Consider the following 8,897-nt stretch of genomic DNA (forward strand, 5'->3'; position numbering starts at 1 on the left):
GCATTACCGTGGGACATCGAGGCCTCCTGGCGATGGTTGAACTGAACAGCTCCATCAAGCCAGGAGGCCTCTTCACACGCCCCGAAGTGTCACCAACGTCATGGCCGAGTACATCTAGGAGCGCGCGCCCATCAGGTGCTCGAGCGCCAGCTGGTTGAGGCGGACGAAGCCGAAGCCCTTCGCGTCGAAGTACTCGTCGGCCGCGAAGTCCTCGTACGAGGAGCGGTCCGCGAGGATGTCGTCGTAGGACTCGCCCTCGTTGAGCGTCGGGGTGTCGATCTCGGCGACCTTAGCGGCGGCGAGCGCCTCCTGAACCTCGGGGTCGGCGCGGAACGCCTGCGCGCGCTCCTTGAGGAGCAGGTACATGCGCATGTTCGCGGCGGCGGAGTCCCACACGCCCGTGATGTCCTCGGTGCGGCTGGGCTTGTAGTCGAAGTGGCGCGGGCCGTCGTAGGAGCGGCCGCCGCCCACGCCGCCGTTCTCCAGCAGGTCGACGAGCGAGAACGCGTTCTGCAGGTCGCCGTGGCCGAAGACGAGGTCCTGGTCGTACTTGATGCCGCGCTGGCCGTTGAGGTCGATGTGGAACAGCTTGCCCTGGTACAGCGCCTGCATGATGCCGGCGGTGAAGTTGAGGCCCGCCATCTGCTCGTGGCCGACCTCGGGGTTCACGCCGACGAGCTCGGGGCGCTCGAGGGTCTCGATGAACGCGAGCGCGTGGCCGAGGGTGGGCAGCAGGATGTCGCCGCGGGGCTCGTTGGGCTTCGGCTCGATCGCGAAGCGGATGTCGTAGCCCTTGTCGGTGACGTAGTCGCCGAGCAGGTTGACGGCCTCGCGGTAGCGCTCGAGCGCGCCGCGGACGTCCTTCGCGGAGTCGTACTCGGCGCCCTCGCGGCCGCCCCACATGACGAACGTCTTCGCGCCGAGCTCAGCGGCGAGATCGATGTTGCGGAGCACCTTGCGGATCGCGAACCGGCGGACGGCGCGGTCGTTCGAGGTGAAGCCGCCGTCCTTGAAGACGGGCGCGGAGAAGAGGTTCGTGGTGACCATCGGCACGACGATGCCGGTGTCGCTGAGCGCACCCTTGAGGCGGTCGATCTGCGTCTGGCGCTCGGCGTCGGTGGATCCGAACGCGAAGAGGTCGTCGTCGTGGAAGGTGAGGCCGTAGGCGCCCAGCTCCGAGATGCGCTCGACGCCCTCGACCACGTCGAGGTCGGAGCGGGTGGGGCCGCCGAAGGGATCGGCCCCCGTGTATCCGATGGTCCAGAGTCCGAACGAGAACTTGTCCTCGCGGGTGGGGGTGAGCGCCATGGTGTCTCCTGTCAGCGTCGTCGGTGATTTGTTGCTAGCTACAACCTAATCGGCGGGCGGCTCGCGCGCAACGCCGACACGGCCGCGGGGGGCGGTCGGCTGGACGCGTCGCCGGGGCCCGGGCAGGATGGCGGGAGGCCGAGGCCGTCGTGCGCGCGAGCGCCCGTCGGGCGGCCGCCCACCCCGACGGAGAGGTCCCCGAATCCCATGACCGACGCATCGCCCGCCGCAGCCGGATCCAGCGGAGACCCCGCCGACGACCGGGGGGAGGGCCTCGAGTTCCCTCCCGGCTTCCTCTTCGGATCCGCCACCGCCGCCTACCAGATCGAGGGCGCGGTCGACGAGGGCGGGCGCGGCCCCTCCATCTGGGACACGTTCAGCCGCACGCCGGGCAAGGTGCTCGACGGCGACACGGGCGACGTCGCCGACGACCACTACCACCGGCTCGAGTCCGACCTCGACATGATGCAGGCGCTCGGGCTCGAGGCGTACCGCTTCTCGATCGCGTGGCCGCGCATCCAGCCGACCGGTCGCGGGCCCGCCAACGTCGAGGGCCTCGCGTTCTACGGGCGGCTGGTCGACGGGCTCGTGGCGCGGGGGATCACCCCCATCGCGACGCTCTACCACTGGGACCTGCCGCAGGCGCTCGAGGACGAGGGCGGCTGGACGAACCGCGACACGGCGTACGCGTTCGCGGACTACGCGCGGATCATGGGCGAGGCGCTCGGCGACCGCGTCGGCACCTGGACCACGCTCAACGAGCCGTGGTGCTCGGCGTACCTCGGCTACGCGGCCGGCGTGCACGCGCCGGGCCGCACGGACGCGGAGGCCTCGTTCCAGGCCGTGCACCACCTGAACCTCGCGCACGGCCTCGCGGTGAGCGCGCTCCAGGAAGTCGTGCCGGCGGACGCGCGCTTCTCCATCACGCTCAACCTGCACGTGATCCGCGGCGAAGGCGACACGGGTCCGGAGGCCGTGCGCCGCGTCGACGGCGTGGGCAACCGCGTGTTCCTCGACCCGCTGCTGCACGGCCGGTACCCGGCGGACGTGATGGCGGACACCGCCGGGATCACCGACTGGTCGTTCGTGCTGCCCGGGGACACCGAGCTCATCCGCCAGCCGCTGCACCTGCTGGGCGTCAACTACTACAACACCAGCCGGGTGCGGATGCGGGACGGCGCCGTCGCCGGCGGCGGCACCTCCATCCACGGCGACGTGGCCGCGACCCCGTTCCCCGGCACCGACGACGTCGAGTTCCTGGAGCAGCCCGGCCCGTACACGGCGATGGGCTGGAACATCGAGCCGCAGGGCCTGGAGGACCTGCTCGTGTCGCTGCACGAGGAGTTCCCCGACCTGCCGCTCATGGTCACGGAGAACGGCGCCGCCTTCGACGACGAGGTGTCCGTGGACGACGCCGGCACGCGCGCCGTGCACGACCCCGAGCGGATCGACTACCTGTCGCGGCACTTCGCCGCCGCGCACCGGGCGATGGCCCGCGGCGTCGACCTCCGCGGCTACCAGGTGTGGTCGCTCATGGACAACTTCGAGTGGGCCTTCGGGTACTCGAAGCGGTTCGGCATCGTGCACGTGGACTACGCGACGCAGGAGCGGACGCCAAAGGACAGTGCGCTCTGGTACGCGCGGCTCATCGCCGACCGCGCCATCCCGGCGGTCGACGCGCGCCCCGAGCGGCACGTGCGCCCCGGGGCGTGAGCGGGCCCCCGCCCGGCACGGACGAGCGGGCGGCGCTCGCCGACGGCGTCGTGATGCGGCCCGCGCGGATCACCGACGCGGCCGCGCTCGCCGAGGCGTACCGCGCGAACCGGGAGCACCTCCGCCCGTTCGAGCCGGCGCGCACCGACGCGTTCTTCACGTCGGCGGGGCAGCGGGCGCAGCTCGCGGGGCGCGTCGCCGAGCGCGCGACCGGATCCGGCCTGCCGTACCTCATCGTGGAGGGCGACCGCGTCATCGGCCGCTGCGACCTCTTCGCGGTGAAGCGCGGAGCGGCGCAGAGCGCGAGCCTCGGCTACTGGATCGACCGGGAGCGGCAGGGCGCCGGCCTCGCGACGGCGGCGGCCCGGGAGGCGGTGCGCATCGCGCGGGCCGCCGGGCTGCACCGGCTGGAGGCGTCGACGCTGGTGGGGAACGGCGGATCCGAGGAGGTGCTCACGCGCGCCGGGTTCGCGGCCATCGGGGTCGCGCCGGCGTACCTGCGGATCGACGGCGAGTGGCGCGACCACACGCTCTGGCAGCGGGTGGTCGACGGGGCGCGCTGAGCCTGGTCGTCCCGCGGGCGGCGCCGTCGGCGCTCAGGCGTCGCCGCTCAGGCGTCGAGGAGCAGCTCGGTCATGCTCCGCAGGCGCGCCTGGGCGCTCGGGTCGGCCCCGCTGCGCCGGACGACATCGTCGTGCACCCGCTCGGCGACCCGCAGGAGGTCGGGCAGGATGCCGCGCCCGCGCTCCGTGAGGGCGATGAGGAGGCGGCGCTCGTCGGCCAGGTCGCGCTGGCGCGTGATGTAGCCGAGGAGCTCGAGGCGCTTGAATAGCGGCGACAGCGTGCCGGGCGTGAGCTGCACGGCGTCGCTCAGGTCGCCGGCCCGACGGGGGTCCTTCTCCTGCAGGGCGAGCATCACGAGGTACTGCGGGTGCGTCAGGTGGTACGGCTTGAGCAACGGCCTGTAGAGCGAGATCACCGCCCGGGACGCGGCCGCCAGCAGCAGCCCCATGTCGCGGTCGAGGAGAGCTCCGTCGTGGTCCGTCATGTGTCCTCCTGGCCGTCTGCGAGACGCGTCCCCCGACGGCCTGATCTCTTCGGACGCTACTCCCGAGATCGAGCAGCGGCGCGACCGGGGATCGCACGTACAGCCCGCGCGGAGGCGCGCGTCATCACCGGGCGGTCACGCGCGGCGGAGCTCCCAGTCGCCCACGCGGAGTCGGGCGAGCGCCTGGACGGCGGCGTGCGCGGCGGGCGAGGCGGATCCGCCCGGCGCCGTGACGACGTGGACCACGCGCTCGCCGACGCCCGAGATCCGCCGCCGCACGACGCCGCGGGGGAGCGGCGCGCTCGCGAGGGCCAGCGACGGCAGGAGCGCGACCCCGAGCCCCGCCTGCACCATGCCGACGGCCGCCGCCGCGTTGTCCGTCTCGAACGACGTGGCCGGCGCGAAGCCGCTGCGGGCGCAGGCGCTCACGAGGTGGCGGCGGCACCGGACGCAGCCCGCGATCCACCTGTCGTCGGCGAGGTCGCGGAGCGCGAGCGGGCCGCGGTGCCGCAGCGCCCGCGCCTCCGGCAGCACGGCCCAGAGCGTCTCGCGCCAGAGCGGCCGGGCATCGAGGTCGTCGAGGGAGCGGGCGGCGTGGTCGTCCGGGTCGTCCGGGTACGCGAAGGTGACCGCGACGTCGGCCTCGCGGGCGCGGACCGCCGCGACGGCCTCGGGCGGCTCGGCCTCGAGGTAGCCGAACCCCAGGCCCGGATGCGCCGCCGCGAGACCGCCGAGGAGTCGCGGCACGACCGTGGACGACGCGGACGGGAACGCCGCGACGCGCACGGTGCCGGCCCGGAGGCCGCGCAGGTCGTCGAGCTCGTCGGCCGCCGCGTCGATGGCGTGCACCACGGTCTCGGCGTGCCGGGCGAGGACGCGGCCGGCCTCGGTGAGGACGACGCCGCGTCCGGCGCGCGCGGTGACGGGCACGCCGATCCGCGCCTCCAGGCGGCGGAGCGTCTGCGACAGGGCCGGCTGGCTGACGCCGAGCGCCGCGGCGGCGGCCGTGATGGACCCCCGCACGGCCAGGGCGTGCACGGCGGCGAGGGCCGCCGAGTCGAGGTCGCGTGCGGTCGAGGGCGCGTCGGTCATCCGCGGATCATAACGTGCGGTTATGGGACGCATACCGGGAGGGCTCTTGCTCGATGGATCCGTGCTCGGCACGCTGGAGGCATGCCGACCCGGAACCCGACGCCCGCCCCCGCTGACGCCGCGCCGGCGCCGCTGCCCGCCGACCTCCGCGACCTGTTCGAGGCCGGGCCCGGCTACCTCTCCGCCTGCACCATGGGCCTGCCGACGCGCGCGACGGTCGAGCGCCTGCGGGCCGACCTCACGACCTGGTCGGCCGGGGGATCCACCGCGCACGGCTACGGCGGCGTCGTCGAGGGCGTGCGTGCGTCGTACGCGTCGCTCGTGGGCGTACCCGTGGGATCCGTCGCCGTGGGCTCGCAGACCGCCTCCTTCGTGAGCGTGCTCGCCGCCGCCGTGCCCGCGGGCGCCGAGGTGCTGTGCGTGTCGGGCGACTTCAGCTCGCTCACCTACCCGTTCGTCGTGGCGGAGGCGCGCGGCGTCGTCGTGCGGCACGTGCCGCTCGAGGAGCTCGCGGGCGAGATCGGCCCGCGCACGCACCTCGTGGCGTTCTCACTCGTGCAGTCCGCCGACGGCCGGGTCGCGGACGTCGCCGCGATCCGCGAGGCCGCCCGGATCCACGACGCCTTCACCCTCTGCGACACGACGCAGGCGGCCGGCGCCATGCCGATCGACGCGAGCCTGTTCGACGCCACCGCCTGCCACGCGTACAAGTGGCTCTGCGCACCGCGCGGCGCGGCGTTCCTCACGCTGTCGGACCGCTACCGGCGGACGCTCGTGCCCGTGCAGGCGAACTGGTACGCGGGCGCCGACGTGTGGGCGTCCTGCTACGGACCCGCGATGGCGCTCGCCGAGGACGCGCGCGCGTTCGACGTGTCGCCCGCCTTCGGCGCGTGGGTCGGCGCGGCTCCGGCGATCGCGCTGTTCGCGCGCCTCGACCTCCACGCCGTGCACCGGAGGAACGTCGAGCTGGGCGACCTCGTGAGCGCGGGGCTCGGCATCGAGCCGCGCGGACAGGCCATCGTCACGTGGCCGGACGCGGACGGCGCCGACCTCGCCCGGCTGGGCGCCGCGGGGATCGTCGCCTCGGGCCGCGCGGGCCGCGCGCGCATCGCCTTCCACCTCTGGAACGACGAGGACGACGTGGAACGCGTGGTCCGGGCGCTGCGCGCCTGACCCGCTGCGCCGCCTGACGCTGCGGCGCCTTACGCGCCGACGCGCTGGGATTCCCTCGGCTGGGAATAAGCCGGGCGCATGGCAGTTGGACATCGAGGCGCGCCATCCGCGCGCCCTGAGTCCTCCGGCGCCCCGCGCCCCCCTCATCTCGAAGGAACGCTCCGTGTCGTCTGCCGTCCTCCACCCCGGCGACGCGCTCTCCCGCCGGGAGCGCATCGTCTACATCATCGTGCTGGGCGCCCTCGTCGGCCTCGGCCCGTTCACGATCGACCTCTACCTGCCGGCCTTCCCGGTGATCAAGGAGCAGTTCGGCGTCTCGGACGCGGCCGTGCAGCTCACCCTCACGGGCACGACCGTCGGGTTCGCGCTCGGCCAACTCGTGGTCGGACCGTGGAGCGACCGCGTGGGGCGCCGACTGCCGCTGATCGTCGCCACGAGCCTGCACATCCTGGCGTCGCTCGGTGCCGCGCTCGCGCCCGACGTCACGGTGCTGCTCGTCTTCCGCATCCTCCAGGGCGCGGGTGCCGCGGGCGGCGCCGTCGTCGCCATGGCCATGGTGCGCGACCTCTTCGGCGGCCGCCCGCTCGTGCGCATGCTCTCGCGGCTCGCCCTCGTGACCGGGCTCGCGCCGATCCTCGCGCCCGTCATCGGCTCGCAGCTGCTGCGCTTCGTCGACTGGCGCGGCGTGTTCTACGCGCTCACCGCCTACGCGATCCTCGTCGTGATCGCGGTCACCTTCTTCATCGTCGAGACGCTGCCCAAGGACCGCGTGCGCATCGAGGAGAAGGGGACGCTCCTCCGCCGCTACCGCTCGGTGCTGGGCGACCGCGTGTTCGTCGGCGTCGCGCTCATCGGCGGGATGCAGTTCGCGGGGCTGTTCTCCTACCTCTCCAGCTCGTCGTTCCTGTTCCAGGACGTGTACGGGTTCGACGCGCAGCAGTTCGGGATCCTGTTCGGTATCAACTCGCTGGGCGTCGTGATCGGCAACCAGATCGCCGCGCGGCTCACGAAGGTCATCGGGCCGCAGTGGATCCTCGCGGGCGTCGTCACCGTGCAGTTCCTGTCGTCGGCGACGATCGTGCTGCTCGGCACCTTCACCGACGCCGGGCTCCTCGGCACGCTGATCCCGCTGTTCTTCTTCATCCTCGCGTGCGGCTTCGGCTTCCCCTGCGTGCAGGTGCTCGGGCTCGTCAACCACGGGCACGAGGCCGGCACGGCGGCATCGCTCCTGGGCGCGGTGAACTTCGGACTCGCGGGCGCGATCTCGCCCATCGTCGGCCTGATCGGCATCACCTCGGGCGTGCCCATGGCCGTCGTCATGGGCGCGTGCGCAGTCGTCTCGATCCTCTCGATGTGGCTCATCGTCCAGCCGCGGACGGTGCCGGCCCTCACCAACTGACGGCCGCGGGCCGCGGGGGAGCGCTGGGTAGGGTGAGGCCATGAGCCCCGCCCGCGACCCGGCCCGCCTCCGGGGGGTCGACGCGGCGCGCGGGCTCGCGGTCCTCGGCATGATGGCGGCGCACGTCGCGGTGCCGCGCACCCTCGAGCTCGACGAGCCGTCGACCTGGCTCGCCATCGCCGACGGCCGGTCGTCCATCCTCTTCGCCACGCTGGCCGGGCTCTCCATCGCGCTGATGTCGGGGCGCGAGCGGCCGCTCGACGGGAGCGACCTCGCGCGCGTGCGCCTGAGGATCCTCGTGCGCGCCGCATGCCTGTTCCTCCTCGGCGGGCTGCTGGCGGCGCTGCAGACGTACGTCGCCGTGATCCTCGAGGTCTACGCCGTGCTGTTCGTGGCCGTGCTGCCGCTGCTGCGCTGGCGGGCGTCACGCCTGCTCGCGCTCGCCGCGGTCGCCGCCGTCGCGCTGCCGGTCGCGACGACCGCGCTCGCCATCCACTTCGACGGCGCGCTCATGCGGCCGGATCCGTTCGTGGTCCTCGTCGTCACCGGCCACTACCCGGCGCTCACCTGGGTGGTGTTCGCGATCGCGGGCCTCGGGATCGGCCGGCTCGCGCTCGGCTCCGCGCGCGTGCAGCTGCTGCTCATGACGGTGGGCGCGGGTCTCGCCGTGCTGGCGTACGGCGGGTCGGCGCTGGTCGAGGCGGCCGTGCCCGCGCCGCCGCCCGGGTGGGAGTTCATCCTGTCGACGACGCCGCACGAGGGGTCGCCGTTCGAGGTCGTGGGATCCGGCGGGTTCGCCATCGCGGTCATCGGCCTGTGCCTGCGCGTCGCCGCCCTCCTGCCGGCCGTGCTGGTGCCGCTGGAGGCGGTGGGGCAGCTCGCGCTCACCGTGTACGCGGTGCACATCGTGGTGATCGACCTCGTCGCGCCCGAGGGCGACCTCATCGCGGACGACGGCGCGTACCTGGCGTTCCTCCTCGTGACGGTCGTGCTCTCGCTGCTCTGGACGCGGACCATCGGGCGCGGGCCGCTCGAGCGCGCGCTGGGCGCGGTCGCGGGGTGGGCGTCGGACCTCGCGCCGCGCGGATCCCGGGAGCGGGCCCCGGAGGGCGTCCGCTAGAGGGGTCGGCCGGATCCCGGGCGGGCGTCGCGCGCGGCCGCCCC

The 8,897-nt window shown here is 73.7% G+C and carries 8 protein-coding genes; 5 read left to right on the plus strand and 3 right to left on the minus strand.

Features of this window, described 5'->3' with window-relative positions:
- Nucleotides 1-114: 114 nt before the first annotated feature.
- Nucleotides 115-1,308 carry a xylose isomerase gene (gene xylA, locus HDR73_RS09435; RefSeq protein WP_012297622.1) on the minus strand — a complete coding sequence of 398 codons (1,194 nt, stop codon included), beginning with the start codon at nucleotides 1,306-1,308 and terminating at the stop codon, nucleotides 115-117.
- 207 nt (nucleotides 1,309-1,515) lie between these two features.
- Here xylA and HDR73_RS09440 point away from each other — a divergent pair, with 207 nt between their 5' ends.
- Together HDR73_RS09440 and HDR73_RS09445 are read left to right on the plus strand one after the other, a co-directional pair.
- A complete protein-coding gene (locus HDR73_RS09440) occupies nucleotides 1,516-3,021 on the plus strand; it encodes a GH1 family beta-glucosidase (RefSeq protein WP_012297623.1) in 1,506 nt (501 codons plus the stop codon).
- Nucleotides 3,018-3,584: a GNAT family N-acetyltransferase gene (locus HDR73_RS09445; protein WP_012297624.1), complete on the plus strand. Its 567-nt coding sequence runs from the start codon at nucleotides 3,018-3,020 to the stop codon at nucleotides 3,582-3,584. The genes HDR73_RS09440 and HDR73_RS09445 overlap by 4 nt, the downstream gene beginning before the upstream one ends.
- Nucleotides 3,585-3,631: 47 nt before the next feature.
- On the opposite strand, the gene HDR73_RS09450 is transcribed toward HDR73_RS09445, so the two are convergent.
- Both HDR73_RS09450 and HDR73_RS09455 read right to left on the minus strand, forming a co-directional pair.
- On the minus strand, nucleotides 3,632-4,069 hold the full coding sequence (locus tag HDR73_RS09450) for a MarR family winged helix-turn-helix transcriptional regulator (RefSeq protein ID WP_012297625.1): 438 nt from the start codon (nucleotides 4,067-4,069) through the stop codon (nucleotides 3,632-3,634).
- Between the two features lie 135 nt (nucleotides 4,070-4,204).
- Nucleotides 4,205-5,161, minus strand: a complete 957-nt coding sequence (locus tag HDR73_RS09455; RefSeq protein ID WP_012297626.1) for a LysR substrate-binding domain-containing protein — start codon at nucleotides 5,159-5,161, stop codon at nucleotides 4,205-4,207.
- 81 nt (nucleotides 5,162-5,242) lie between these two features.
- On the opposite strand from HDR73_RS09455, the gene HDR73_RS09460 reads away from it, so the two are divergent.
- The 3 genes from HDR73_RS09460 (at nucleotide 5,243) to HDR73_RS09470 (ending at nucleotide 8,853) form a co-directional block, all read left to right on the plus strand.
- Nucleotides 5,243-6,334, plus strand: coding sequence for an aminotransferase class V-fold PLP-dependent enzyme (locus HDR73_RS09460; RefSeq protein ID WP_012297627.1), 1,092 nt, complete (start codon nucleotides 5,243-5,245; stop codon nucleotides 6,332-6,334).
- A gap of 163 nt (nucleotides 6,335-6,497) precedes the next feature.
- Nucleotides 6,498-7,733 (plus strand): multidrug effflux MFS transporter, encoded by a 1,236-nt coding sequence (locus HDR73_RS09465; protein WP_041464800.1) that lies wholly within the window; start codon nucleotides 6,498-6,500, stop codon nucleotides 7,731-7,733.
- Nucleotides 7,734-7,773: 40 nt separating this feature from the next.
- Nucleotides 7,774-8,853, plus strand: coding sequence for a heparan-alpha-glucosaminide N-acetyltransferase domain-containing protein (locus tag HDR73_RS09470; RefSeq protein ID WP_041464258.1), 1,080 nt, complete (start codon nucleotides 7,774-7,776; stop codon nucleotides 8,851-8,853).
- The last annotated feature ends 44 nt before the right edge of the window (nucleotides 8,854-8,897 follow it).

Origin of the sequence: Clavibacter sp. (assembly GCF_014802555.1) — a bacterium.
Classification (GTDB): domain Bacteria; phylum Actinomycetota; class Actinomycetes; order Actinomycetales; family Microbacteriaceae; genus Clavibacter; species Clavibacter sepedonicus.

What these genes read in the sequence shown, in the direction of transcription:
- xylA (WP_012297622.1), bottom strand. Translation starts at nt 1,308, where the DNA reads ATGGCGCTCACCCCCACCCGCGAGGACAAGTTCTCGTTCGGACTCTGG.
- HDR73_RS09440 (WP_012297623.1), top strand. Translation starts at nt 1,516, where the DNA reads ATGACCGACGCATCGCCCGCCGCAGCCGGATCCAGCGGAGACCCCGCC.
- HDR73_RS09450 (WP_012297625.1), bottom strand. Translation starts at nt 4,069, where the DNA reads ATGACGGACCACGACGGAGCTCTCCTCGACCGCGACATGGGGCTGCTG.
- HDR73_RS09455 (WP_012297626.1), bottom strand. Translation starts at nt 5,161, where the DNA reads ATGACCGACGCGCCCTCGACCGCACGCGACCTCGACTCGGCGGCCCTC.
- HDR73_RS09460 (WP_012297627.1), top strand. Translation starts at nt 5,243, where the DNA reads ATGCCGACCCGGAACCCGACGCCCGCCCCCGCTGACGCCGCGCCGGCG.
- HDR73_RS09470 (WP_041464258.1), top strand. Translation starts at nt 7,774, where the DNA reads ATGAGCCCCGCCCGCGACCCGGCCCGCCTCCGGGGGGTCGACGCGGCG.